The sequence below is a fragment of the Bradyrhizobium sp. SYSU BS000235 genome (assembly GCF_049747295.1).
In the GTDB taxonomy this organism is placed as follows: Bacteria; Pseudomonadota; Alphaproteobacteria; order Rhizobiales; family Xanthobacteraceae; genus Afipia.
This window is the reverse complement of the sequence record NZ_JBMHJM010000001.1, coordinates 2,953,447-2,978,453: the sequence shown is the minus strand read 5'-3', so window position 1 is coordinate 2,978,453 and position 25,007 is coordinate 2,953,447. Positions and strand designations below refer to the sequence as shown.

General features: G+C 59.6%; 26 protein-coding genes. 14 read left to right on the top strand and 12 right to left on the bottom strand.

The window, feature by feature from the left end:
• Positions 1-231 precede the first annotated feature (231 nt).
• Positions 232-2,376: a L,D-transpeptidase family protein gene (locus tag ACP0KA_RS13870; protein ID WP_424629343.1), complete on the top strand. Its 2,145-nt coding sequence runs from the start codon at positions 232-234 to the stop codon at positions 2,374-2,376.
• Between the two features lie 430 nt (positions 2,377-2,806).
• Entirely contained in the window at positions 2,807-4,387 is a 1,581-nt protein-coding gene (locus ACP0KA_RS13865; RefSeq protein ID WP_424629342.1) for a DUF882 domain-containing protein, read from the top strand.
• 108 nt (positions 4,388-4,495) lie between these two features.
• Here ACP0KA_RS13865 and ACP0KA_RS13860 read toward each other — a convergent pair whose 3' ends face one another.
• Together ACP0KA_RS13860 and ACP0KA_RS13855 are read right to left on the bottom strand one after the other, a co-directional pair.
• Complete coding sequence (locus ACP0KA_RS13860; RefSeq protein WP_424629341.1) at positions 4,496-4,765, bottom strand: DUF2312 domain-containing protein; 270 nt, start codon at positions 4,763-4,765, stop codon at positions 4,496-4,498.
• A gap of 210 nt (positions 4,766-4,975) precedes the next feature.
• Positions 4,976-5,278 (bottom strand): DUF1244 domain-containing protein, encoded by a 303-nt coding sequence (locus tag ACP0KA_RS13855; RefSeq protein ID WP_424629340.1) that lies wholly within the window; start codon positions 5,276-5,278, stop codon positions 4,976-4,978.
• Positions 5,279-5,699: 421 nt separating this feature from the next.
• On the opposite strand from ACP0KA_RS13855, the gene ACP0KA_RS13850 reads away from it, so the two are divergent.
• The 4 genes from ACP0KA_RS13850 to ACP0KA_RS13835 all read left to right on the top strand — a co-directional run bounded on the left by ACP0KA_RS13850 (position 5,700) and on the right by ACP0KA_RS13835 (position 9,414).
• Positions 5,700-6,251 carry a DUF1036 domain-containing protein gene (locus ACP0KA_RS13850; protein ID WP_424629339.1) on the top strand — a complete coding sequence of 184 codons (552 nt, stop codon included), beginning with the start codon at positions 5,700-5,702 and terminating at the stop codon, positions 6,249-6,251.
• On the top strand, positions 6,248-7,684 hold the full coding sequence (gene pyk / locus ACP0KA_RS13845) for a pyruvate kinase (RefSeq protein WP_424629338.1): 1,437 nt from the start codon (positions 6,248-6,250) through the stop codon (positions 7,682-7,684). The genes ACP0KA_RS13850 and pyk overlap by 4 nt, the downstream gene beginning before the upstream one ends.
• Positions 7,685-7,870: 186 nt before the next feature.
• On the top strand, positions 7,871-9,082 hold the full coding sequence (locus ACP0KA_RS13840; RefSeq protein ID WP_424629337.1) for a molybdopterin-dependent oxidoreductase: 1,212 nt from the start codon (positions 7,871-7,873) through the stop codon (positions 9,080-9,082).
• A gap of 14 nt (positions 9,083-9,096) precedes the next feature.
• Positions 9,097-9,414, top strand: a complete 318-nt coding sequence (locus ACP0KA_RS13835) for a cytochrome c (protein WP_424629336.1) — start codon at positions 9,097-9,099, stop codon at positions 9,412-9,414.
• A gap of 101 nt (positions 9,415-9,515) precedes the next feature.
• Here ACP0KA_RS13835 and ACP0KA_RS13830 read toward each other — a convergent pair whose 3' ends face one another.
• From ACP0KA_RS13830 to ykgO, 4 genes are all read right to left on the bottom strand, one after another.
• On the bottom strand, positions 9,516-9,836 hold the full coding sequence (locus ACP0KA_RS13830; protein ID WP_424631596.1) for a phasin family protein: 321 nt from the start codon (positions 9,834-9,836) through the stop codon (positions 9,516-9,518).
• A gap of 257 nt (positions 9,837-10,093) precedes the next feature.
• Complete coding sequence (locus tag ACP0KA_RS13825) at positions 10,094-10,477, bottom strand: hypothetical protein (RefSeq protein ID WP_424629335.1); 384 nt, start codon at positions 10,475-10,477, stop codon at positions 10,094-10,096.
• A gap of 183 nt (positions 10,478-10,660) precedes the next feature.
• Positions 10,661-11,302: a tetratricopeptide repeat protein gene (locus tag ACP0KA_RS13820; protein ID WP_424629334.1), complete on the bottom strand. Its 642-nt coding sequence runs from the start codon at positions 11,300-11,302 to the stop codon at positions 10,661-10,663.
• 107 nt (positions 11,303-11,409) lie between these two features.
• The gene (gene ykgO / locus ACP0KA_RS13815) at positions 11,410-11,535 is read right to left on the bottom strand and encodes a type B 50S ribosomal protein L36 (protein WP_002718645.1); all 126 of its coding nucleotides are present in this window, start codon (positions 11,533-11,535) and stop codon (positions 11,410-11,412) included.
• A 338-nt stretch (positions 11,536-11,873) separates the two neighbouring features.
• Here ykgO and ACP0KA_RS13810 point away from each other — a divergent pair, with 338 nt between their 5' ends.
• Together ACP0KA_RS13810 and ACP0KA_RS13805 are read left to right on the top strand one after the other, a co-directional pair.
• Complete coding sequence (locus ACP0KA_RS13810) at positions 11,874-12,893, top strand: acyl-CoA desaturase (RefSeq protein ID WP_424629333.1); 1,020 nt, start codon at positions 11,874-11,876, stop codon at positions 12,891-12,893.
• A gap of 225 nt (positions 12,894-13,118) precedes the next feature.
• On the top strand, positions 13,119-13,892 hold the full coding sequence (locus ACP0KA_RS13805; protein WP_424629332.1) for an IclR family transcriptional regulator domain-containing protein: 774 nt from the start codon (positions 13,119-13,121) through the stop codon (positions 13,890-13,892).
• A 5-nt stretch (positions 13,893-13,897) separates the two neighbouring features.
• On the opposite strand, the gene ACP0KA_RS13800 is transcribed toward ACP0KA_RS13805, so the two are convergent.
• Positions 13,898-14,278, bottom strand: a complete 381-nt coding sequence (locus ACP0KA_RS13800) for a DUF3175 domain-containing protein (RefSeq protein ID WP_424629331.1) — start codon at positions 14,276-14,278, stop codon at positions 13,898-13,900.
• Positions 14,279-14,338: 60 nt separating this feature from the next.
• Between ACP0KA_RS13800 and ACP0KA_RS13795 the strand changes: the two genes are divergently transcribed.
• Positions 14,339-14,818, top strand: coding sequence for a YbaK/EbsC family protein (locus ACP0KA_RS13795; protein ID WP_424629330.1), 480 nt, complete (start codon positions 14,339-14,341; stop codon positions 14,816-14,818).
• Positions 14,819-14,843: 25 nt separating this feature from the next.
• Here the strand turns inward: ACP0KA_RS13795 and ACP0KA_RS13790 are convergent, their stop codons facing one another.
• The 3 genes from ACP0KA_RS13790 to ACP0KA_RS13780 form a co-directional block, all read right to left on the bottom strand.
• Positions 14,844-15,707 (bottom strand): fumarylacetoacetate hydrolase family protein, encoded by an 864-nt coding sequence (locus tag ACP0KA_RS13790; protein ID WP_424629329.1) that lies wholly within the window; start codon positions 15,705-15,707, stop codon positions 14,844-14,846.
• A gap of 47 nt (positions 15,708-15,754) precedes the next feature.
• Positions 15,755-16,753: a tripartite tricarboxylate transporter substrate binding protein gene (locus tag ACP0KA_RS13785; RefSeq protein WP_424629328.1), complete on the bottom strand. Its 999-nt coding sequence runs from the start codon at positions 16,751-16,753 to the stop codon at positions 15,755-15,757.
• 75 nt (positions 16,754-16,828) lie between these two features.
• Positions 16,829-18,508 (bottom strand): methyl-accepting chemotaxis protein, encoded by a 1,680-nt coding sequence (locus tag ACP0KA_RS13780; RefSeq protein WP_424629327.1) that lies wholly within the window; start codon positions 18,506-18,508, stop codon positions 16,829-16,831.
• A gap of 201 nt (positions 18,509-18,709) precedes the next feature.
• On the opposite strand from ACP0KA_RS13780, the gene ACP0KA_RS13775 reads away from it, so the two are divergent.
• Positions 18,710-19,453, top strand: a complete 744-nt coding sequence (locus tag ACP0KA_RS13775) for a haloacid dehalogenase type II (RefSeq protein ID WP_424629326.1) — start codon at positions 18,710-18,712, stop codon at positions 19,451-19,453.
• A 114-nt stretch (positions 19,454-19,567) separates the two neighbouring features.
• Positions 19,568-19,888: a hypothetical protein gene (locus ACP0KA_RS13770; RefSeq protein ID WP_424629325.1), complete on the top strand. Its 321-nt coding sequence runs from the start codon at positions 19,568-19,570 to the stop codon at positions 19,886-19,888.
• 64 nt (positions 19,889-19,952) lie between these two features.
• On the opposite strand, the gene ACP0KA_RS13765 is transcribed toward ACP0KA_RS13770, so the two are convergent.
• Together ACP0KA_RS13765 and ACP0KA_RS13760 are read right to left on the bottom strand one after the other, a co-directional pair.
• Complete coding sequence (locus ACP0KA_RS13765; protein WP_424629324.1) at positions 19,953-21,530, bottom strand: gamma-glutamyltransferase family protein; 1,578 nt, start codon at positions 21,528-21,530, stop codon at positions 19,953-19,955.
• A 53-nt stretch (positions 21,531-21,583) separates the two neighbouring features.
• Positions 21,584-22,501, bottom strand: coding sequence for a LysR substrate-binding domain-containing protein (locus tag ACP0KA_RS13760; protein WP_424629323.1), 918 nt, complete (start codon positions 22,499-22,501; stop codon positions 21,584-21,586).
• A 125-nt stretch (positions 22,502-22,626) separates the two neighbouring features.
• Between ACP0KA_RS13760 and ACP0KA_RS13755 the strand changes: the two genes are divergently transcribed.
• From ACP0KA_RS13755 to wrbA, 3 genes are all read left to right on the top strand, one after another.
• On the top strand, positions 22,627-23,376 hold the full coding sequence (locus ACP0KA_RS13755) for an SDR family NAD(P)-dependent oxidoreductase (protein ID WP_424629322.1): 750 nt from the start codon (positions 22,627-22,629) through the stop codon (positions 23,374-23,376).
• A gap of 80 nt (positions 23,377-23,456) precedes the next feature.
• On the top strand, positions 23,457-24,155 hold the full coding sequence (locus ACP0KA_RS13750; protein ID WP_424629321.1) for a pirin family protein: 699 nt from the start codon (positions 23,457-23,459) through the stop codon (positions 24,153-24,155).
• Positions 24,156-24,269: 114 nt separating this feature from the next.
• Positions 24,270-24,869, top strand: a complete 600-nt coding sequence (wrbA, locus tag ACP0KA_RS13745; protein WP_424629320.1) for an NAD(P)H:quinone oxidoreductase — start codon at positions 24,270-24,272, stop codon at positions 24,867-24,869.
• Positions 24,870-25,007 lie beyond the last annotated feature (138 nt).

The window sequence follows — 25,007 nt, the reverse complement described above, 5'->3', positions numbered from 1 at the left end:
CGCGTGGCAATGCGCGCAAGCCGTTGCAAGGGATGCCGAATTGAAGTCATTTCTGTGAGATGACTTTGAGTTGATCTGGCGGTGACTGGCCGCCTCAGCCGAGCGCGTGTACCTTCTCGCCGAACTTTCGGGTGCGGGATGTGTTGCAGTACTGACCGGCGCTTTTGCAAAGGTTCTGACGGAACAAAGGAGCTGTTCCATAGCGAACGGTTCCACCCAAGGGGTGCGAGAATGCATGACTTTTCGACTGGCCGCAGTGGCCTGAGCGGCTTCGACCGGGTGGTGGCAGCCATTGCAGCAACTTTCCTTACGGTCGCATCGACCGCAGCAATTGCACAATCAGGTCCGGCAAAGACGCCAGCGGAACTTGCCATCGACGCAGCAGTCCCTGTTCCCGAACCCGCAAACGTTCCTCCCCCGACAGCGGCCGATATCAAGCTCGACACCACCGCGACCGCTCCGGCTGCGCTTCCGAAGAAAGACGAAGTCGTCGCGACGCCCGCTCCGGTTCCTGCTCCTGCGGCATCAACCGCCTCCGCACCTGCGGCGACACCAGCCGCAACTGCAGCACCGGCAACTGCCAACGCAACACCTGCCGCACCAGCAGCCGCGACAGCTAATCCTGCTCCTGCAACAGCATCCGCCCCGGCAGATGCGGCAAAGGCCGCTCCGGCCGTTGCCTCCGCAGATCAGCCGGTCGCAGACAAGCTGCGCGACTTGATTGCCAGCAGGGCAACAAAATATTTCGACCGCAAGGCAGAGCGTGCCGCCGTCGAAGCCTTTTATAAGGATCGCAGCTACGCACCGGTCTGGAGCGAAAGCGGCAAAGCGACCGAGCGCGCGAAGGGTGTGATGTCGCGCCTGAAGGACGCCGCCGCTGAAGGTCTCAATCCGAACGACTATCCAACGCCTGACTTCGCCGCGGCAGCGACCCCGGACGCGCTGGCCGAAGCCGAGCTGAAGTTGACCGAAAGCGCGATGGATTATGCACGCCACGCCCAGAGCGGCCGCATGCACTGGTCACGCGTCAGCGCCGACATTCTGTTTCCGGAGCATCCGATCGATCCGACGGAAGTGCTGACCAACCTTTCGACGGCGAAAAACGCATCGGCCGCGCTCGACGGCTACAATCCGCAGCACAAGGGCTATCAGGCGCTGAAGGCCAAGCTCGCGGAGCTGCGTGGCGTCAGCGACGACCCCTCCAAGCAGATCGCCGAAGGCGAGACGCTGAAGTTCGTCAAGCCGACGAAGAAGAATCCGGCGCCGGTCGTGATGGGAGACGAGCGCGTACCGGCGTTGCGCGCCAAGCTCAATGTCGCTGAAAACGCAGACGACAAGAACTACGACGCTGACGTTGCCGCAGCGGTCCGCAAGTTTCAGGCAAGCAATGGTCTGAAGGCGACCGGCGTTCTCGATAACCGCACGGTGCAGGCCATCAACGGACCCAAGAGCGAGCGCCAGATCGATATCGTGCGCGTCAACATGGAGCGCTGGCGCTGGCTGCCGCGCGAACTAGGCGCCAAGTCGCTGGGCAACGCCTACGTGATCCTGAACATTCCCGACTACACGTTGAAGGTGATGCACAATGGCGAGCAGGTCTGGAAGACCCGCGTCGTCACCGGCAAGCCTGGGACCCACGCCACACCGCTCCTGACGGAGACGATGAAGTACATCACCGTCAATCCGACCTGGAATGTGCCGCCTTCGATCATCTACAATGAATATCTTCCGGCGATGCAGCAGGACCCAACCGTTTTGCAGCGTATGGGCCTGAAGTTTGAGCGTAATCGGGATGGCAGCATCCACATTTCGCAGCCGCCGGGCGAAGGCAATGCGCTTGGCCGCATCCGCTTCAACTTCCCGAACAAGTTCCTGGTCTATCAGCACGACACACCGGACAAGTATCTGTTCGCGAAGGAAGAGCGCGCGTTCAGCCATGGCTGCATGCGCGTGCAGAACCCCGACCAATATGCGGCGACACTGCTGGGCATCGTGCTGCCGCAGGATCACTACACGCCGGAAAAAATCCGCAGCATGTACGGCCGTAACGAAGTCAACATCAACTTCCCGACGCCGATCCCGGTGAACATCACCTATCAAACGGCATTCGTGGACGATGCAGGCAAGCTTGAATTCCGCAAGGACGTCTATGGCCGCGACGCGACCATGATTGCGATGCTCAAGGGCAGCGGCAAGGACCTCGAAACGGTCGTGGCCCATTCGCAGCCGAACTACGTGCGGCCGACCGCAAATGTGAACGTTCCCGGCGACACCTATGCTAGCAACAGCGGCAGCGGCCTGGGATTCTTTGAGCGCCTGTTCGGCGCCCCGACCCCGCCGCCAGCACCGGTCCGCGGGCGCCGGGTCGCCCGCTAAGCCTTTGATCTGGCGAGAACAAACGCGGGTTTCCATCTCCCGATAGAACTAAAAAAGGCCCCGAACCGAGTTCGGGGCCTTTTTATTAACCATCCCTTTTAATCCGTCCCCCGTCGGATCGGCATACCGGCCCTTTTTTGCCATACTCGCCGCGTCATATCCCGACGGGTCTTCATGAACTATCGGTAAGACTTGGGTACGTAACTTGAGTACCTGCAAACTGGGTACGTTGAGACTTGGGTAAGTCTGGACTTGGGTAGACGCGTTTGGGCAGACTTCGGGTTGACTTGGGCAGGTGACTTTGGGGATGGCTAAAACTCGGTTAACTCTCCTGCCTTAAGACTGCGTTCATCAAATTGACATCCTCCCTCGTTGCGTGGGGTAGCGGGGGATCCCTTTAACGAACAGGCTACAGCTGACGGGATTCTGAGTGGCGGGCGGTTTTCCACGCAGCTTCGACTATCGGCGACTTTCGCGAACCGGCGTTCGCGTCAGCTTCGCAGCACTGTTGCTGATCGTCACCGGCGCCCGTTCCGTCCATAATGCGACCGCCGACGGCGACACCCGCACCCTCTCCTTCCACCATACCCACTCCGGCGAAGACCTCACTATCACCTTCAAGCGCAGCGGCCGCTACGACGAAGCCGCGCTGAAGAAGCTCAATCACTTCCTCCGCGACTGGCGCAGCCAGGACCAGACCACGATGGATCGACGGCTGTTCGACATCATCTGGGAGGTCTACCGCGACGTCGACGGCAAGCAGCCGATCCAGATCATTTCCGCCTATCGCTCTCCGGCCACCAACGCGATGCTCCGCCGCCGCTCCTCGGGCGTGGCGCGCTTCAGCCAGCATATGCAGGGCCACGCGATGGACTTCTTCATCCCGGGCGTTCCGCTTGAGCAGATCCGCTTCGCCGGATTGCGCCTGCAGCGCGGCGGCGTCGGCTTCTATCCGACCTCCGGCTCGCCCTTCGTGCATCTCGACACCGGCAACATCCGTCACTGGCCGCGCATGACGCACGACCAGCTGGCACGGGTGTTCCCGGATGGCCGCACGGTGCATGTGCCGACCGACGGCAAGCCGCTCAAAGGTTATGAGCTGGCACTGGCCGATATTCGTAAGCGTGGCGACGAGGCCGATGCGCCGTCCAAGAGCAAGAGCTTCCTGGCCTCGCTGTTCGGTCGCAAGCAAGCTGACGACGATGATGAAAGCGCTGCGAGCGATGCGGCTGGCAGCAATGCGAGCGTAAAGGTTGCAACCGAGACCAAGCCGAGCGCGCTGGCGAAACTTGCCGAGATTGTCCCGCTCCCCCGTGCCAAGCCGAAAGCGGCAGCAACCTATCAGGTCGCCTCAGCCGCAGCTCCGACACCTGTTGTGCTCAAGGAGCCTGCCACGGCGACGGCAGAACCGTCGGAGCCAACTGTTGTCGATATGATCAATGCCCGCGGCATTTGGGATAACGCGTCAGCAGAGAATTACGCGCCGCCGGCGCAGGTCGCAGCGCTCAAACGGCGCGGCGCGCAGGTGGCGGCCGATCCGCAGTCGACGGCCAGCCTGCCCGAGAACGTGTCGGACGCACTCGCCTACGCACCGACGGCAGCACCGCTCGACCGCAGCCAGATCGTAGCCGCCAGCGCACCTGTCCCTCCACGCACGCGCTCGACATCGCAGACACCCAATCCGCTGGGAACAAACGAAGCCTTGATGGCCCAGAACCAGTCAGGCGCGATCGCAAAAACGGTACGCGTCAGGGCGGTGTCGAAAGCGAATGATCTGTGGTTGCGCGCGATGATCGTCGCGCCGAGCGCCAGCAGAACGCTCACAGCTTCAACGATCGGCGATCAGGACATGACCGTGCTACGTACGCACTTCGTCAAACCGAATACCGCCGTCGCCATGACGTTCTCGGACGATCCGCAGATGGGCGTGGTTTGCGAGCAGTTCACCGGTTCGGCGATCGCGACCTTGCCGACGACATCCTTTGCGATGCGAACCGCGTCGCTGCGGTGATCACCCGACTGCCGTCGGCCTAGCCAGACCGTTCTTTTCAGAAATTTTTGGGTGGGCTGCGCGGTACACGACCGCGCACCAATCAATCAGACGTCCGGACAGCCGCGATCAGAGCATTCCCAGCGCCTGCATATAGGTCTCCAGGATGGTTTCCTGTTCCTGGCGCTCATCCGCGTCCTGCTTGCGCAGACGGATGATGGTTCGCAACGCCTTGACATCAAACCCATTGCCCTTGGCTTCGCCATAAACGTCCTTGATGTCGTCGGAGAGCGCCTTCTTCTCTTCTTCGAGCCGCTCGATACGTTCGATGATCGACTTGAGCTGATCCTTTGCGAAGCGATGCGCTTCATCAGTGACGGCGGCAGCAGCGGTGGCCATCGGGTACTCCTGAACTTGTGATGGGAACGAAGTGCGCACCCTCACGGCGACACGTCATCTCCAATTCACACTCAAGAGTACGGCCCGCTGCGTCAAGGCAACGCGGCAGTTCATCCACAGCGACCCACAGAAGAAAGAAAAATCCGTCCCGAAGGAGCAATTCGACTTGCCATGATGAAACGGAACATCGCGATTCTTCGATGTTTCAGATCAGTGGCCCGCGGCGCTCTTGTTCATCGCCGCAATCTGCTCGGGCGTCGCTTCGTTCTGATGCTTGGCCTTCCACTCGTCATACGGCATCCCGTAAACCACCTCGCGGCTCTCGTCCTTGCTGAGCGCGACGCCCTGGGCGTCAGCGGCATCCTTGAGCCAGTTCGACAGACAGTTGCGGCAAAATCCAGCAAGATTCATCAGGTCGATGTTCTGCACGTCGGTGCGCGTCCGCAGATGTTCGACGAGCCGGCGAAAAGCGGCCGCCTCAAGTTCGGTCTGGGTCTTGTGGTCCATCGTCATGGTTACTTTCCTGAGATTGTTGTTTTCTAGTGTGGCGTCTCGCAATTGCCGACCTGTCTTGCAGCTAGTCTCATATCGACAATTGCGAGACAGAAGCCACACTAGCGCTTTGATTTTGCTAGTGTCCTTTCGTCTCCGAATAACCGTGCGAGCGCGCCGCAAATGGGTCGGTTATTCGGAGACGGGACACTAGATTGAACTTAACATGGGTATCGTCCCACAATCTGCCATGTCGCGGGGGCAAACAGGTTCAAAGGTGCAACCGGCTGATCGACGATGCCCGACGGTTTGGCGATCCGCCGATGCGCCTGTATGATGGACTGGAACTGACTGACCGCGAAAGGGAAGTCGCGACGGTTTTTTACCGATGCCGGCCATCTGTTACGCGAAATCAATCATTGGTTGATATACACTCGATTAGATGACAGCCCCCGCCCGACACGCCTTCTCCCGCCGCACCATCATCGCCAGCCTCACCGGGCTTGTTGCGTTCGTGGCTTTGTGCGCCTGGAGCAGCCCGGCGGCCGCAGATTTTCGGCTCTGCAACAACACGTCGAGCCGGGTCGGTATTGCGCTGGGCTACAAGGATAACGAAGGCTGGATCACCGAAGGCTGGTGGAACGTATCCTCCAACAGCTGCGAGACGTTGCTGAAGGGCACTCTCGTCGCGCGTTATTATTATATCTATGCGGTCGACTATGATCGCGGCGGAGAATGGTCCGGCCAGGCCTTCATGTGCTCGCGCGACAAGGAATTCACCATCAAAGGCACTGAAGATTGCCTCGCGCGCGGTTTCGACCGGACCGGGTTCTTTGAAGTCGATACCGGTGAACAGCGCGCCTGGACTGTGCAATTGACCGAGTCGAGCGAGCAAAATCCAAAGCGCACGCCGGGTCTTCCCGGCATGCCGAATTCGCCGGGAGCCACACAACCGGGCGCCCTTCCCGGCACTGCCCCCGGAAATCCGAAATGAGACGTTTGCGTCGTATTAAAATTCTCGCCACGTTGGGTCCAGCATCATCCGATAGCGCCACGATCCGCAAATTGTTCGAAGCTGGTGCGGACGTCTTCCGCATCAACATGAGCCACACCTCGCATGACAAAATGCGGGAGCTGGTGGCGACGATCCGCAATGTTGAAAGCAGCTACGGCCGCCCAATCGGTATCCTTGTCGATTTGCAGGGTCCCAAGTTGCGGCTTGGCAATTTTGCCGAGGGCGCCGTCGAGCTGAACAACGGCGCGATGTTCACGCTGGATTCTGACCCGACACCGGGCGACAAGACCCGCGTCTATCTTCCGCATCCCGAAATTCTCCGCGCGTTGAAGCCGGGCCATGCACTGCTGATCGATGACGGCAAGCTGCGCCTGATCGCGGAAGAAACCTCACCCGATCACGCTCTCGTTCGCGTCGTGACCGGCGGCCGCATGTCCGACCGCAAGGGCGTCAGCCTGCCCGATACCGACTTGCCGGTCTCGGCCATGACGACGAAAGACCGCGCCGATCTCGAAGCTGCCCTGGAGACGGGCATCGACTGGATCGCACTGTCGTTCGTGCAGCGCGCCGACGACGTGATCGAAGCCAAGAAACTGGTGCGCGGCCGCGCAGCGGTGATGTCCAAAATCGAAAAACCCCAGGCGATCGAACGTCTCGCGGATATCATGGAAGCGTCGGATGCCTTGATGGTGGCCCGTGGCGACCTCGGCGTCGAACTCCCTGCCGAACGCGTCCCCGGCCTTCAGAAGCAGATGACACGCATGGCGCGAAAAGCCGGCAAGCCGGTTGTGATCGCGACGCAAATGCTCGAATCCATGATCCAGTCACCCGTGCCGACGCGCGCTGAAGTCTCCGACGTCGCGACCGCCGTGTTTGAGGGCGCCGACGCGATCATGCTGTCGGCGGAATCCGCGGCTGGTAAATTCCCGGTCGAAGCGGTGATGACGATGAACCGTATCGGCGAGGAGTGCGAGCGCGATCCGACTTATCGCGGCGTCATCTCCTCACAGCGGCCGGACCCGGAAGCGACCGTGGGCGATGCCATTGCCGACGCCGCACGCCAGATCGCCGAAACGCTGGAGCTTTCGGCCATCATCTGCTGGACCAGTTCCGGCTCGACCGCGCTGCGCGTCGCGCGCGAACGGCCCAAGCCACCGGTCGTTGCCATTTCACCCAACCTCATCACCGGCCGCAAACTGTCGTTGCTGTGGGGTGTGCACTGCGTCATCGCCGAAGATGCTCACGATCAAGATGACATGGTGGATCGCGCGGGCCGTATCGCATTCCGAGACGGATTTGCCAAAGCTGGCCAGCGCGTGATCATCGTCGCGGGCGTTCCACTCGGCACACCGGGCACGACCAATATGGTGCGCATCGCCTATGTCGGTCCCGATCGCGACGCGGATATCTGACATTCGCATCTGATCGCGAATTTCACTCATCAAGACATCGCCCGAAGGTATTTCTTGCGGGCAACACGTTCTCCATTCATGCTGAGTGCCAAGCTTCGGCAGTGGCTTCCTGCCCGGATGTCACTCCGAAGTGTGAAGGCGACCTGAGATCGCCGGAAATGGACTGCTCGTCCTATGGAGAAAGCCATGATCGACAGACGTCGTCTGATCACCGGATCGGCTGCGACCATCGCAGCACTCGGTACCGAGACAATTTTTAATTCCGTTAAAGCCCTTGCCGAAACCGTCACCTTGCCGTTCGAGAACGGCGAGCGACCGCTGGTCAAATATCCGCAGAAGCGGATGATGATTGGCCAGACATCCCGCCCACCGCAGCTCGAGACACCGTTCTCGGTGTTCAACGAAGGCGTGATTACTCCGAACGACGCATTTTTCGTCCGGTATCACCTGGCCGACATCCCACTCAGTATCGATCCCGACACATTCACCCTTGAGATCAAGGGCAAGGTCGACAAGCCACTGAAGCTGTCGTTGGCCGAGATCAAGAAGATGCCGTCCGTCGAACTGGTGGCGGTCAATCAATGTTCGGGCAACAGCCGCGGCTTCTCCAATCCGCGCGTTGCTGGCGGACAGAGCGGCAATGGTGCCATGGGCAATGCGCGCTGGAAGGGCGTTTCGCTTAAGGCTGTTCTGGATAAAGCCGGCGTACAGAGCGGCACAAAGCAGGTTATGTTCGCCGGCATGGACGGCCCTGTCAGCGACAGGACGCCGGACTTTGCGAAGGCTCTCGACATCGATCACGCCCGCGACGGCGAGGTGATGCTGGCCTACGGAATGAACGGAGATTACCTCCCGATGCTCAACGGATTTCCGTTGCGCCTTATCGTGCCGGGTTACTACGGCACCTATTGGGTCAAGCACGTCAACGAAATCACGGTGCTCGACAACGTGCTCGATAACTTCTGGATGAAGACGGCTTATCGGATTCCGGATAACGAGTGCAATTGCGTCGAACCCGGCACAGCGCCGAAGGCGACCATTCCGATCAACCGGTTTAAGGTTCGCTCTTTCATCACCAACCTCGCCGATGGCGCCAAGGTCAAGGCCGGCAAGCCCACGCGTCTCAAAGGCATCGCCTTCGACGGCGGCAAGGGCATCAAGGAAGTGGCTGTCTCGACCGATGGCGGAAAAACCTGGACGCCTGCGAAGCTCGGCAAGGATCTCGGCAAGTACTCATTCCGGGAGTGGAAGACAGCCGTCAAACTTCCGGCAGGAGCGCACGAACTGAAAGTCCGCGCCACAAACAATGCCGGACAGACCCAGCCAATGGAGCCGTTGTGGAATCCGGCGGGCTACCTGCGCAACGTTGTCGAAACCGTGCACGTGACGGCCGCGTGAAAGGATTGATCATCATGAAGACATCGATCCTCAGCGCCGCCATCGGCGTCATCGCTCTGACCGCCGGCGGCTTGATCGCTCAAGCCAAGCCTGTGAAATACGAGCTTCCGCCCGAGACCGCCGCGCTAAAGCCCGGACCTAATCAGGACGTTGCGCTGAACAATTGCACGGCGTGCCACTCGGCCGACTATATCCAGACCCAGCCGCACGGCCCGAAGTTCAAAAAGGATTTCTGGCAAGCGGAAGTCACAAAGATGATCAAGGTCTATGGCGCCCCGATTGACGACGCCGATGCAGCCAAGATCATCGAGTATCTGACCGCGACATACTGATACCGTCTCCAAACAAAAAAATCTGCGATATCGAAACACGATATCGCAGATTTTGCTTTCGGCGCGAGCGATGGTCGCAACACCCTTTCGATGCAAACCTGTCAGGCTGCTCGATTGATACTTTCTGCGGACGCATCCGCATGTTCTTGCACCGCGCGCGCTGTTTCTTCCACGACGCCCTGTGAGATCTTCATGATGCGTCGGGCTTCTTCGCCGTACTGCGCGAACGCGTCCTGCCAGAATTGGACATAGGCCTGCTGGATCTCTGGCAAGGTTTTGCAATGACGCAAGGCGTCGAGCAATTGCTGATCTTCGTGCAAACGAGCTCCAACGAATTCGGTCCACTCTTTGCCGAGATTTTGCATCGTTGCGCTGAATTTTGCATTTATCTTTGCTGTCTCCGACAGCATGTTTCCATTCATCTCGCTCACGCGTGCGAAATCGAAGAACGGCAGGGAGACAGCCGGCTTATAGCTTTCATGGATTGAAGGGCTTGTCATTTGGCGACCTACATTTTGCTAGAGCAGAACAAGGACGTGGAACGACGTTACTCAATCATCGCCACATGGCGGTTGTGTGATGTTTGCTTCACCTGAGAAAAAGAAATCAAGTTTGCTTTGCACAATCGGAAACGCAGCGCGCGCGCAGCACTACTCGATCGGGTAATGACGCGTAGCAATTAAGCAGCAGTTGCTGCGCGCTCCTGACGCAACACCAGCCAACCGAACAGAAGCATGTCGGCCAGTACGATGATTGAACCGATAGCGGCGAACGGTTCACCGGACGGACGGCCGCTATGAATCATACCGACACCCACCGTGAGGAGAATGGTACCGGCAACCCACACACCAACCTGCGCGCGTGCCATCATGGTTCGGTCCAGCACCGGGTGCAGGCGATAATAAATTCCAAATAAAAACAGAGAGACCCAACCGAGCAAATTGAGATGAGCGTGAGCGGGCATCGCAGCATGATCGTGGGAGACTGCCATGACGATGCCCCAGGACATGCCGACAAGACCGGCCAAAACCGCAATCACGAAGCTCAATGACGAGGCTTTCATATTAATTCTCCAAAACACAGCTTTTGCATCCGCGAAAGCCGCGGACCTATCAGCGGCCTGTTTGGAAATCAATGAGACAGCTTCGCGGAAGCCACCCAATCCGTTTCAGATTTGAGGGTATTTGCCCGGCGTTCCAAAAGCGGCGGGTAGAATGTTCGGATCCGGCAACGTTGTCCGGGAATTTCAGATGTCCCGCCCTTCGACCTTTTCGGTGAGCGACTTCACCAAATCCGGCACACGTTCCATATGCGGATTGATGGCAAGCGCCTTGCGGAATGCATCCAGCGCATGTTTGTCGTCGCCGGTCTCCTGCATGATCATGCCAAGCCCAGCCAGCGCGCCGAAGTGACGCGGCTCGCGGATCAGCACCTGACGAATATCTTCCATCGACTGGGCATAGTCGTTCTGCAGGTAATAGAGGGTGGCGCGCCTGTTCCACGCTTCGACGTAATCGGGACGAAGCTTGATCACCGCATCGAGAAGCTTCAGCGCGACATCCATCTCCTTGCGGTCCATCGCGGTCTTCGCGCGCAGCATCAAAAGCGCAGCCGTGTCGCTTGTGGTCGTCGTCCACACCGCCCAGATTTTAGCTTCAACCGCCTTGGCGCTATCCTCGTCTGGCGCGGCCTTCAGCGCTCCGAACAAAAAGTCCAGATTCTTGGTCTTATCGCCGGACACGTTGGGCAGCTTGGAAGGCGCCCCGGGCAAAGTCTTTTGCTTTCCCGGAGGAACGAGCCGGGGATCCTGGGCGGGCGCCGTCCCGACCGTTCCCGCAAGAACGAGTGCGCTTATCGCTAACGTCGCTGATATCGATCGTAGTCTCATGACCGAAAGTGTAAGCGCGAAAAACACCGCCTGCAAAGCGCAAGCGGCGTCAAAGGCACGTGATAGTCAGAATTTCAGGCAGCGGCGGCAAGCGCCGCACGCAACAATCAGCCCTGGCGAGCCTTGAAGCGGCGCTGGACCTTGTTGATGACGTAAACCCGGCCCTTGCGGCGGACCAGACGGTTGTTGCGGTGACGACCGCGCAGGGACTTGAGCGAATTACGGACCTTCATGGGACAATGCTCTCTGGAAGGCCGCGGGGCCGTTGTTGGAACTTTGTTCAAATGGGCAATGTCCCGTAGGCGCAGCCATGCGAGACAGGCGGGGTTCTAGGCCATCTGGGGCTGGAATGTCAATCCAAACCATGGCTTGGTTTAGCCATATCAGCGTGCTTGTTGCGCTCCAACGGAACTGTTTTCCCCATTTTCGGCCTGAAACGGGGACAAATCGCGATTTTTGGTCGCGATGAGGATGCCACCATGTTCAACTGCCTTCATCTTGGCCGGCACTTCAGATACACAGGCCATGCCTTCCAGACAGGGACCCCAGATAGGGACCAGTGACCGCCGATATGACGACAAAGCATCCGACGGCCTCTAAGGCAGCTGTACTTGGCCAAGCCGATTTACCGTTCCCTGGCTCGCGCCGGCGCCTGCCTTTGCCCGTTGGGGTCATCCTGCAAAAGATCGACTGGCCGATCGCCTCGGTGATCGTGCTTTACCATTTGCTGGCCTTGCTGGCGTTTGTCCCATCGCTCTTCAGCTGGACCGGGGTGATCCTTGCGATCGTCGTCGCGCGGCTGTCGGGTTTGCTCGGGATCAACATCTGCTACCACCGGCTGCTGACCCATCGCGGTTTCAAGTGCCCCAAATGGTTCGAACATGTCCTCGCGGTGATTGCGATCTGCTGTGTTCAAGACACTCCTGCCCGCTGGGTCGCGGTCCATCGCCGTCATCATCAGCATGCCGACGAGCAGCCCGATCCGCACAGCCCTTTGGTCAATTTCCTGTGGGGCCACGTCGGGTGGGTCGTCATCAAGAATCCCGAACTCAACCGTCTCGGCATTTACGACCGTTACGCCAAGGACATCTTGCGGGATCCATTTTATGCCGCGCTGGAACGCAACTTCCTGCAGCTCAAGATCATCCTCGCTCAATGGGTCGTGTTTTTCGGTGCAGGCTTCCTCGCCGAACTTCTGGTTGGCGGTACGTACGCGGAGGCTGCGCAGTTCGGCCTGAGCCTACTGGTCTGGGGCGTGTTCGTGCGAACAGTGTTCGTCTGGCATCAAACCTGGGCTGTTAATTCCGTGACCCATCTCTGGGGATACCGGAATTATGAGACCGGCGAAGACAGCAGGAACAATGTTTTCATTGGCCTGCTGGCGCATGGTGAAGGATGGCACAATAACCACCACGCCGATCCGCGCTCCGCCCGTCATGGCCACAAATGGTGGGAATTCGACACCACCTATCTCACCATCCGGCTGTTCGAGATGGTCGGGCTTGCCGAAGATGTCGTCGGCCCGAACCCGCACATCGCCGCAAGAGTCCACGCGACAACGCACGACTCCACTGACACGTCTTCGGACTGACCTCCGCAACCAGTCGCTCCAGCGGCACATTCGCGGCCGTCACCACCCGCCCCACGTCTTGATCTCAGCATCGACGAGTTTTGCGCCGTCCCTGCAGATAACTGGGGCTTGCGGCATTCCAATCTCCCGCCTATTGTTCGTTTGGCGAACTTTTTAATCGCTTTACGAACATTTCGAACAGTCATTTCCGCGCTGACAACGGCGCGTCTTGGAAGGTTGGAATTCATGGCCAAGGAAAGCGACGGCTTCGTCCGCGCAATCGCCAGAGGGTTTTCGATTGTGGAAGCACTGGGCAAACCACCGGGACGGCATACGCTCTCCGAAGCTGCCGCGACCGCGGGTCTCACCCGCGCCACCGCGCGGCGCATCCTCGCGACACTCGTTGCATTGAACTACTGTGAAGCCGAAGGTCGCTATTTCAGCCTCCGTCCCCGCGCGCTCGGACTGGGATTGGCTTATCTCAATGCATTGCCTTATTGGGGCTTTGCCCAACGCGCGTTGGAAGACCTGCGCAACGAAATCAATGAATCCTGCGCGCTCGCGGTGCTCGATGAAGGCGAGATCGTCTATGTGTTGCGCCTGCCGGCAAGACGCATCCTGTCGTCCAATCTCGGAATCGGAAGCCGGCTGCCCGCACATCTGGTGTCACTGGGGCGCGTTCTTCTCGCGTCCTTGCCACCGGAGCAACGCTCGCACTACCTGACCATGACCGATTTCAAACCAGTCACCCCCCACACCATCACAGATCCGCGGGCTTTCGACCTCGAACTCAATCGCGTCAACACACAGGGCTATGCGTGGGTCGATGGCGAACTCGATCCCGCCATCTGCGGCATCGCGGTGCCTGTGCGTGACCACAGCAACGCGGTGGTCGCTGCCGTCAGCATCAACACGATCTCAGGCACGGTGACGGAGGAAGAAGCCAAGCAACGCTATCTGGTCGCCTTGAAGCGGACGGCGCAGGATATCCGCACCCAAACCGCCGCAAGCGGATCCTAGCGATCCTAACTCGCTTTGCCGAACACCTTGCGCAGCTCGTCTTTGGCCGCCTCGAGCTTGCGCTTGCGGGTCGCAGGCAAATTCTTGCCGGCGCGGTTGATGTAGAACACCAGCATCGACATCGCCGAGCGATACGGATCGCTCTTGCGGCGATGGCTCTGTTCGGCTGAACGTTTCAGAGAGCGTGCGATGGCCTTCGGGCTATCCAGCTTAAAGACATCCTTCTTGAGATCCAGCGCATCGCTCGTCTCGGTCACACGGCCCGACCATTTGCTGGCCGGCCGCTTTGCGCTTTTGCGGGCGGCCGATGTCTTGCGCCCCTTCCGCGGGGCTGACCTGCGCGTCGTTGTGCGGGTTGTCGAAGATTTGCGGGCGGTTCGTGCCATGCTAGGTCTCCTGCATCGTCTCCCGCGCGTTCGCGCGGATTCTTCCTGACAGGACAAAGCATGAGCATTGAATCGGTTCGCGCGTTCTTTGCAGAAAACGCACCCGACATTTCCGTCATTGAATCGGACAAGAGTTCCGCCACCGTCACGCTGGCGGCCGAAGCTTTCGACGTAACGCCCGCGGAGATCGCAAAGACCTTGTCGCTGCGCGTCGGCGACCGCGTGCTCCTGGTGGTGACGTGCGGGACCGCGCGGCTCGATAACAAGAAAGCCCGTGCCGTATTCGGAGGCAAGCCTCGCATGCTGAGCGCCGAGGAAGCACTCGAGGCGACGGGACATCCAGTGGGTGGAATATGTCCGTTCGGCCTGAAGACGCCGTTGCCGGTCTACTGTGATGTATCGCTGAAACAGTTTGCTGAGGTTGTGCCTGCGGCCGGCTCAATCAATAGCGCGGTGCGCATTTCACCTCAGCGGATGGCTGAACTCACAAACGCGGAATGGATCGACGTCAGCGAGATCGCCGTTCCGGCACAGTCCTGATAGATCAGGACTGTGCCGGACGTTATCAAACGAATTTGTTCTCGATCCGGCCGATGTTCGAGATTTCCATCGCCACGACGTCACCGGACTTCAGGAATTTCGGCGGATTGAAGCCGATGCCGACACCGGCCGGCGTGCCGGTCGCGATGATGTCGCCCGGGACCAGCGCCATGCCGGCGGAAATCGTCGACACCAGCGATGGAATGTCGAAGATCAGGTCGCTCGTATTGGCGTTCTGTCGCAATTCGCCATTGACCCAGCACTTGACGTCGAGATTTTCCGGATCGAGTTCGTCGCTCGTCGTGATCCATGGGCCCATGGGGCAGAACGTGTCGAGCGTCTTGCCGAGAAACCACTGCTTGTGATTCTTCTGCCGATCGCGCGCAGTCACGTCATTGACGATCGTGTAGCCGAAGATGTGGCGATAAGCGTCCGCCTTGGAAATGTCGCGGCCGCCCTTGCCGATCACGAGCGCCAGTTCGACCTCGTAGTCCACGCTCGAGGTGATGTGTGCGTGGAGCCTCACGTCGTCATAGGGACCCACAACGGTATTGGGTCCCTTCGAGAACACGGCGGGGTATTCGTCGATTTCCGCGCCCTTCACCGCGCCCGCCTCAAAACCGCTGTTCGAGAATTCGCGCGCATGCTCGCCGTAATTCTTGCCGACGCAGATGATGTTGCGGGCTGGAGCTGCAATGGGCGCAAGCAGCTTCACATCGGACAGCGCGATATCCGCGCCATCCGACTTGAGCGACGATTTGATCTGGTCGTAGCGCGCGATCAGATCGACCATGCCGGTGACACCGCTCACCGGCCGCACGCGGCCGGCTGCGTCATCGACCACGCCGATGTGGATCGAGCCCTTATGAGAGAACGAAGCAAACTTCATTTTGGATTCCACTCAGTGCTGAACAGGAAACAGAAGGCGATCGAGTATTACTCGACCTTACCGATCTTTTTGACGGCGGCGATCAGCCGCGCGCTGTCGGTTTCGACGAACTTGGCAAATTCCGGCGCGTCCATATAGGCAACCGGGCTTCCGGCCGTCTCGAAGGTCTTTTTCACTTCCGGCGCCAGCACCGCTTTTCGCGTTGCGTCACGCAGCTTGGTCATGATCGGCTCGGGCAAAGCCTTTTGAGCGAACAGACCGGCCCAGATGTAGAACTCCACATCCTTGTAACCGAGCTCCTGGAAGGTCGGTGTGTCCGGGAAGCTCGGCACCCGCTGCGCGCCCCAGCAGGCCAGCACCCGCATCTTGCCGTCATCGACCTGCGCACGCAGCGTGCCGGGTGCCGATGCCACCGCCTGCACGGTGCCGCTAAGCAATCCGGTCAGCGCAGGTCCCGCGCCGCGGAACGGCACGTGCAGCAGCTTGATGCCGGCACTGGCGGCGAACATCTCCATCGCAACGTGAAGCGTGCCGTAAGGTCCCGACGATCCATAGGGAATTTCACCGGGCCGTTTTTTGGCATCGGCAACGAATTCTTCCACCGTCTTCCAGGGAGCGGACGCAGGAACGGCGAGCATTGTCGGATCGGCCAGAACACGTGCGACGGGCGCGAATTGCGAAACCTCGTACGCCACCGGGCGATCGAACAGCCGGTCCGCTTCCGGCAACACGGCCAGGGAGGACAACGTCATCAGCAGCGTATGGCCATCCGGCTCGGCTCGTGCTGCGGCTGCGTTGCCTACAGAACCGCCGGCGCCACCCGCCCGGTTATCAACGATCACCGGCTTGCCGACAATCTTCTCCAGCGCCGCCGCGACCGGACGCGCGGCAAGGTCCGCCTGACCGCCGGCCGGAAACGGCACAATCATGGTGATGTTACGCGTTGGCCAAGCCGCTTCTGCCTGCGCATGTCCCGACAATGCAGACCACGCCACCTGCGACAGCGGCAGGGCCGCTCCAGCCTTGAGAATCTCACGCCGATTCATTCCAAACCTCCCAGTTTTATTTTTTATGCCGTGTGACTAGCACACTCTGGGAGGCCGACAAATCTGGTTCGGGGGTTATGCGGCGCGGATGTTCGCGAGGAAGCGATCGACGTCCGCACGCAGCATCGCCGCCTGACCGTTCAGTTGCTCGGCGGACACGAGCACCTGCCCTGCCGCAGCGCCGGTTTCGGTAGCCGCATTGTTCACGCCGACAATGTTGCTCGACACCATGCCGGTACCCTGAGCCGCTTCCTGAACATTGCGGGCGATCTCCTGGGTCGCGGAGCCCTGCTGCTGGACGGACGACGCAATCGCGGTGGCGATTTCGTTGATCGTCCCGATCGTCCCGCCGATGCCCTCGATCGCCTGGACAGCCTCGGTCGTGGCGCCTTGCATGGCCGCAACCTGCGCGGAAATCTCTTCGGTCGCCTTCGCGGTTTGGCTGGCGAGCGACTTGACCTCGCTCGCGACCACGGCAAAGCCCTTGCCCGCATCGCCGGCACGGGCAGCCTCGATGGTCGCATTCAGCGCCAAGAGATTGGTCTGGCCTGCGATGTCGCTGATCAATTTGACCACGTCACCGATCTTTTGCGCCGCAGCGGAAAGCCCCTGAACGGTTACGTTGGTGCGGTTGGCCTGGCCCACAGCCTGCCCGGCGATCCGGGTCGATTCGGCCACCTGGCGTCCGATTTCGGCGACCGACGACGACAGCTCTTCGGTTGCCGCAGCGACTGCCTGCACATTGGCCGAGGCTTGTTCTGCCACGGCGGCAACGCTCGTGGCCTGATGGCTCGCTTCCTCGGCGGCAGCCGTCATGCTCGCCGATGTCGAGCGCATATCGGTGGCCGCTCCCGCGACCGCATCGAGCGAACTGCGAATGCCCATCTCGAAGTCATCCGCCATCTTGCCGAGGAAAGCTTTCCGCTCGGTTTCAGCATGGCCTTTCATCTCGTCCTGTTCGCCACGCAGCCGCGTCGCCTCGATCATGTTGTCCTTGAAGACCTGGACCGACTGGGCCATTGCACCGACTTCGTCGTGGCGCTCCTGAGCCGGAATCATGGTCGCGGTATCGCCGCCCGCCAGCTTGCGCATCGCCGCAGTCATCGCGGTGATGGGTCGTACAATGCTGCGGCCGAGCAGCAGACACATGCCGGCAACCAACAGCAGCGTGATCGTAGCGATCGCGCCGATCTTCATGACCTGAGACCAGAAGATCGCATCAATATCGTCGAGATAGATGCCGCCACCGATGACCCATCCGTAGGGCTTGAACTCGACGGCATAGGAAATCTTCGGCATGGGCTGATCTGAACCCGGCTTTAAGAAGCGATAGCCTACGAAGCCACCACCCTTTGCCGCTAGCTCGATCTGTGTCCGGGTATAGAATACGCCATCGGAATCCGGCACCGCATAGAGGTTCTTGCCCTCAACCTTGGGATTGGGATGCGCCTCGAGAACGCCTTCCTTGTTGAAGGAATAGAAGTAATCGTCCTTGCCGAAGCGCAGGCCGCGCAACAGCGCCTTGCCCTTTTCGACAGTCTGCTGCTCCGAAAGTCCGGCCTTGCGGGACGACTCGTAATCGTTCTGCAGCGCCTGCCGCGTGAGAAGAACGAGGTCCTGAAGCTTGGCTTTGCGATCTTCCAGCAAATTGTCCTTGAGTTCCGAGAGGCCGATGCCCGCGACGACAACGATGCCAAGGACCGAGAGAGCTACCATGATCAGGAGCTTGGAGGAGATTCGCAAGTTACCGAGCATGGAGGACGACCTTCCTGAAAAAACAACGAGCAATAAGCGGATTCTATGCAGTCCAGTGTGTTAGCTCGAATTGGTGAAATAGCTCCTAACAACCACGCCCCTCGATCGACCGGGGCGGCGCTCCCATGAGATTTCGTTGGTTGCCCGGAGAAAATCACGGACTAGTATCCGGCTGCTTATTCTTCTTGAGTGGATGAAAAAATGACGATCAAGGCAGTAGTATTCGATGCGTATGGCACGCTCTATGATGTTCAATCGGTGACTTCAGTGACCGATGAAGCGTTTCCCGGCTATGGTGAACTCATTAGCCAGATCTGGCGCTTGAAGCAGCTCGAATATACCTGGCTGCGCTCGCTGATGGGGCGCTATGAGGATTTTTCCGTCATCACCCGCCAATCGCTCGCCTTCACGCTGCGAACGCTTGGGCTCTCGTTCAATGACGCTGTCTTCGATCGCATCATGGACAAATACGTCCACCTCGATCTCTATCCCGATGCGAAAGATGCCCTCACCGCATTGAAGGGCCGCAAGCTTGCGATCCTGTCAAACGGCAGCACCGACATGCTGAATGCGCTGGTTCAAAATACCGGCCTCGACAAAATTCTTGACGCAACGATCAGCATCGACTCAACGAAGACCTACAAGCCGAATCCGCAAACCTATACGCTGGTCGAAACGAAGCTCGGCCTGAAGCCGCATGACGTGCTGTTCGTTTCATCCAACCCGTTCGATGCATGCGGCGCCAAGGCGTTTGGATTCAACGTGGCCTGGATTGAACGGGTGACGCCGCAAGCGATGGCCGATGAATTCAAGAAAGCCGATCTCGTGCGGCCGCTGTCGATGTTCAAGGCACTCCGAATGCAGATGGACGAGTATGGCTGGGAACCGGATCATCGCATTTCTGCGCTGATGGACTTGCCGAAAATCGCAAAGAACGCCGGCTAGAGGCGTTGGTTCTGCTGCTTCAAAATAAGTTGTAGCTCAGACCTACACCTTGCCCGGCCTGCCTTTCATTTGGCATGATTGATGCCTCGCATACACCTTGAAGGAGGTGATGTGATGCGCTCAATCATTTTCTTGCTGCTGGCGATGGGTTTGTTGACCCCCGCCTGTTTTGCTCACGATGCGCAAGGGCGACCAAACTGGATTGCCGAGGGGGCTTACAGAGGTCCCGACGGCGTCCACTGTTGTGGACCCAGTGATTGCGAGCAATTGAGTTCCGAGGAAGTTCAGGTGCGGCCCGATGGAATCTGGCTCACCCGCTTCAAGGAGCTGGTTCCCTTCGACCAGGCGACGCCCAGCGAAGATGGCAAAACATGGCGATGCCATAACTATGCTGGAGAAAGGCGGTGCTTCTTCATGAAGTACGGCAGCATATAGAGACGGCTAACGCGTCTTGCACATCCAGCCAAAGCTGGATGCGCGAGACGCCGAAAGCAGAGCATCAGAGGCCGAGCGCAACGCCGTCCTTGCGATGGTCGCTTGCGCCGAGCAGCGCGCCGCGTTCGTGGTCGATCCAGATTGCCTGACAACCACCGATTGCCGCTTCCGCCCAGCTCACGTTGTGGCCACGCGCGGCAAGCTCCGCGCCGACATCCTTCCCAAGTGTGGTCTCAAGAGACAGGACGCCATCAAAGTCGAACGACCGCGGTGCTTCGGACGCCGCTTGGATGTCCATGCCGAGGTCAAAGATGTTGGACAGGAAGTTGCCATGGCCCGTCGCTTGATAGTGACCACCCATGACGCCGAACGGCATCTGACAGCGTCCATCCTTCATCACCATGCCGGGAATAATGGTGTGCATCGGTCGCTTGTTGGGGGCGAGTGCGTTCGGATGTCCCGGCAGCAGTCTGAACCCATAACCGCGGTTATGTAGCAGCACGCCCGACTTCGGCGCGTAAATGCCGCTGCCGAACGGATTGAACAGCGAGTTGATGAACGAGACTGCATTCAGATCGCGGTCGACCACCGTCACGTACACGGTGTCGGTATGTTCGATATCGTCCCAGTCGGCTTTGCTGCTCGCGCGCTTCATGTCGATCTTGCTGCGGATCCTGCCGATGGTGTCGTCCGACAGGAAATGCGCGGCATCGACCCTACCATGTGCGGGGTCGCAGAAAAATGCATCGCGGGCGCGATAGGCCGCCTTGGTTGCTTCAGCCAGCACGTGAACGCGGTCGACTTCCGCGAGAGACTTGATGTCAAATCCGGCCAACACGCGCAGGATCATCAGCGCGGCGAGTCCCTGTCCATTGGGCGGGCATTCAAGAATATCGTAGCCGTGAAATTTGGTCGAAATCGGCGTGACATCTTCGGAAAAATGCGCCGCAAAGTCTTCGACGGTATGCACGCCGCCTAATGCTTGCAGGACCGAGGCCAGCTCTTCAGCCACCTCGCCTTCATAGAAGGCCGAACGGCCCTCGCGGGCGACGCGGCGCAACGTCTTGCCAAGAGCAGGCTGACTGCGTTTATCGCCAATTGCCGGCACGACGCCGCCGGGCAGGAAATGCTCCTTCGCCGCAGGATTGCTTTCCAGCCGCGCCTTGAATTTCGCCCAATCCGCGGCGACGCGCGGCGTGACACGGAAACCGTTCTCGGCGGCATCGATGGCAGGCCTGAGAATTTCTTCGAGCGACTTGCTGCCGTGAGCGGCGGCGAGCTTGCACCACGCATCGATTGCGCCAGGAATCGTCACGCCCTCAACCGCCGTCGGCGCGAGATCCTTTGCACCCTTCGCCATCGCAGTCGCGAGATCGGTCCTGGCTGGCGTCCGGCCGGATCCGTTCAATGCCACCGGCTTGCCCGCTTTGGGCGAATAGAGCACGAAGCAATCGCCGCCGACGCCGGTCATCTGCGGCTCCACGACGCCCTGCAGGGCGACGGCCGCGATGGCCGCATCCATCGCGTTGCCGCCGGCTTTGAGAATATCGAGGGCAGCAAGCGTGGCCTGCGGATGAGAGGTGGCGGCCATGCCGCGTTCACCCACCGCGACCGAGCGGGATGGAGTCATGAAATTGCGCATGATGGAACCTTTAGAAATGAGGGGGGCACCGTAACTTTATGAACCAGCACTGGCTAGCGCCGCTTGCGCATGGACGCGCCCGATAAATGCTTCGTCAGAAAGTCTGCGAGCACCTCGACCCGCGCGGGACGCGGATCGCCCGGCGGCATCACGAGGTGCACTGAACCTTCCTGTTGCCGCCAGTCCTTCAGGATGGCCTCGACCTGTCCCGACGCCAGAGCCTCGCCGATGATGAAATCCGGCAGATCCGCGATGCCCAACCCCGCAATCAGCGACGCAATCACGGCCTCGCCATTGTTGACGCGCAGTTGCCCGGAGGGGCGTACCGAGGCCTCTTCACCTGCAGCGTTGGTGTAGTGCCAGGCGCTCGCGGTCGAAAGATAGGCATATGCAAAGCATTTGTGCTGCGCGAGATGCATGGGATGCGTCGGGCAGCCATACTTCTTCAAGTAAGACGACGCGGCGACGGTGTAACGCCGCATCGGGGACAGCCTGCGCGCAACAAGTGATGAGTCCGGAAGACTGCCGATGCGCACGCCGAGATCGAACCCATCCCCGATCAGATCGACGGTTGCATCACTGAGATGCAGATCGATCGACACTTCAGGATAGGTCGCAAGAAATTCAGGCAGAAGCGGCGAGATAACCTTCACGCCATAGGTCATCGGGACCGCGACCTTGACCAGCCCGCGCGGCACCACCGACTGCGCAAGCGCCTCGTTCTCGGCAGCTTCGCCATCCACAAGCAGACGTGCGGCCCGCTCCGACAATCTTTGACCCGCGTCGGTCAACGCCAGTTGCCGCGAGGTGCGGTTGAACAGCCGCGCGCCGAGACGCTCCTCCAGGCGGGTCACCGCTTTGGACACCGTTGCCTTGGACAGTGCCAGCTCGGTGGCCGCCCTGGCGAACGATCGCATTTCCACGACCTTCGCGAAGATCGCCAGACCCTCGAAGTCCGGCAACTTGGGCATGTCGGCCTCCCCCCTTAATAGCAATTTTGGAAACGATAAGTTTCAATAGTTTCTATTTATGCATCAACCAGAACCCTTTAGCTAGGGGTCATCAAACAAGAGCAACGAGCTCACGGAGAAATGCGATGACCAAGACACTCAAAGGGAAAGTTGCACTCGTTACCGGCGGTTCACGCGGCATCGGCGCGGCGAGCGCCAAAGCACTCGCTGATGAAGGCGCGGATGTCGCCATCAGCTACACGTCATCTCCGGACAAGGCCGAGGCGGTTGTGCGCGAATTGCAGGCCAAGGGCGTGAAGGCAAAGGCCTTCAAGGCCGATCAGGCAGAGCCGGCAGAAGTCGAGCAACTGATCAGGGACGTTGCCGTGCAATTTGGCCGCCTCGATATCCTCATTAACAATGCGGGTGTGGCCGTTGGTGGTGCTGTCGATGATCCCAAAAGTGATGTCGCCGCCTTCAATCGTCAGTATGCGATTAACGTCAACGGCGTCGTGACGGCGATCCGCGCGGCTTCACAGCTCATGGGCGAAGGCGGCCGTATCGTCACCATCGGTTCTTTCCTTGCAGACCGTGCCTCGTTTCCGGGACTGGCCGATTACACCGCGAGCAAGGCGGCGATCGTCGGCTACTCGAAAGGCGCAGCACGGGACCTCGGTCCGCGCGGCATCACGGTGAACGTTCTGCAGCCGGGCTCCATCAACACGGACATGAACCCGGCCGACGGCGCGCAAGCCGAAGGTCAGCGCATGCTGCATGCACTGCAACGGTATGGCACTCCGGAAGAGATCGCTGCGGGTGTGGTCTTTCTCGCGAGTCCCGGGGCGTCCTTCGTCACCGGCACCGTTCTCAACGTCGATGGTGGCGTGCTTGCCTGACACTAGACTCCATCAAGCCACGCGGGACCCGCGTGGCTTGGCCCTCTCCCTTCACTGTCCCCAAGAAGAAAGCCAATCCAATGATTGAACTTCGTCCTTTCAATAAGCTTGGCGGTGCCGATCACGGCTGGTTGAAGGCCAAGCATCACTTCTCATTCGGCAGCCACTACGATCCCAACAACATGGGCCACGGCGCGCTGCGCGTCTGGAACGACGACGAGATCGAGCCCAATACCGGCTTTCCCGCGCATCCCCATGCCAACATGGAAATCATCACTTACGTCCGCGAAGGCGCAATCACCCATCAGGACAGCCTTGGCAACAAGGGACGCACTGAGGCCGGCGACGTTCAGGTGATGAGCGCAGGCTCGGGAATCCGGCACGCCGAATACAACCTCGAGCCCGTGAAGACGACGCTGTTTCAGATCTGGATCGAGCCAACGAGAGAAGGCGGCCAGCCGACATGGGGTGCCAAGCCTTTCCCGAAAGCGGATCGCTCCGGCAAACTCGTCACGGTTGCCAGCGGCTTTGAGGCGGATAAGGAGGCACTTCCCATCCGTGCGGATGCGCGCGTGCTCGCCACGACGTTGAAGGCCGGCGAAAGCGCGGAGTATGCGCTCGCGAACGGTCGCAAGGGATACCTCGTGCCCGCAGCCGGAACTGTCGAAGTCAATGGTGTTCGCGTCAATGCTCGCGACGGCCTCGCCATCGCGGACGAAGCAACGCTGAAGATCACCGCGCTCGACGATTCCGAGATCGTGATGGTCGACGCAGCCTGATCCTCGATTTTCTGTCGTCACCTGCACACAAAGTGCAGCCATGACAGCGAATGAATCTGAAGCACCTTTCTCTCGCATCACAACCGAAATACCAATCCGTAAATGGAGACTACAATGGCTAAGGTTCTCGTTCTTTATTATTCGGCTTACGGCCACATCGAGGCGATGGCGAACGCTGTCGCCGAGGGCGCTCGTGAAGCCGGCGCGACCGTCGACATCAAACGCGTGCCGGAGCTCGTTTCCGCCGAGGTTGCCAAGGCCTCGTATTACAAGGTGGATCAGGCCGCGCCGATCGCGAAGATTGAAGACCTTGCGAATTATGACGCCATCATCGTCGGCACCGGCACACGCTTCGGCCGTATCACCTCGCAGATGGCGAACTTCCTCGACCAGGCCGGCGGCCTGTGGGCGAAGGGCGCACTGCACGGCAAGGTCGGCGGTGCATTTACATCGACGGGCACGCAACATGGCGGCCAGGAAACGACTTTGTTCTCGATCATCACCAACCTTTTGCACTTCGGTATGGTGGTTGTCGGCTTGAACTACGGATTTGCCGGACAGATGGGCGTGAAAGAAATCACCGGCGGTTCGCCTTATGGCGCCTCGACCATCACCGACAGCGACGGCAGCCGTCAGCCAAGCGAGAACGAACTCAACGCCGCCCGCTACCAGGGCAGGACCATCGCCGAAACAGCCAAGAAGCTGCACGGCTAATTAAAGAAACGGCAGTATCGGTATCGATGCCGCCGTTTTTTTCAGACCACACAATGCCAACGAACGCCTGTCTCGCTCTCGAGGACAGGCGTTTATTTTGCGAACCTACACCTTAGGGACGATCGGCCTATACTTAAG